Origin of the sequence: Streptomyces sp. SID14436 (genome assembly GCF_010548465.1) — a bacterium.
In the GTDB taxonomy this organism is placed as follows: domain Bacteria; phylum Actinomycetota; class Actinomycetes; order Streptomycetales; family Streptomycetaceae; genus Streptomyces.
This window is the reverse complement of record NZ_JAAGMD010000254.1, coordinates 1-457: the sequence shown is the minus strand read 5'-3', so window position 1 is coordinate 457 and position 457 is coordinate 1. Positions and strand designations below refer to the sequence as shown.

Sequence of the window (457 nt, the reverse complement as noted above, 5' to 3'; positions counted from 1 at the left end):
GGGCGGTCCGGGCCACCGGTCCGGGCCCTTCGGCCCCGTGCGCGTGGCGGCCGGGTGGCCCACTCTGGAAGAGGTGACACCGCCGCGCGCGTGGTGCGACCGCCTTCGGCCGACCGGCGCCGCGCGGTGTGCGGGACCGCGCGAGGAGGTGACGACCCATGGCGAGGAGGCGGGGTGAGTGCCCCCGCAGGGTGTGGTTCTGGCGCTGGAGGCGGAATCCGCTGCGGCGCCGCAGCGATGTGATCGAGGCATGGCTGCTGCTCACCACGCTGGTCCTGGGACTCGTCCTCGGCGGGTTCGGTGCCCTGGCCGCCGCCGGTGCGGTGGACGACTCGCTCGCCGAACGCCGGGCGTCGAGCCACGAGGTGCGGGCCGTGCTGACCGAGGACGCGGCCCGCGCCCTGCCCGCGCCCGCCCCGGAGAGCGGCGACACGCGGGTGTGGACGAAGGTGCGCTG

At 77.0% G+C, this 457-nt stretch carries 1 pseudogene; it reads left to right on the top strand.

Annotated elements, in window-relative coordinates:
• Window positions 1-158: 158 nt before the first annotated feature.
• Window positions 159-457: pseudogene (locus G3I53_RS09170) on the top strand (hypothetical protein); the annotation flags it as partial.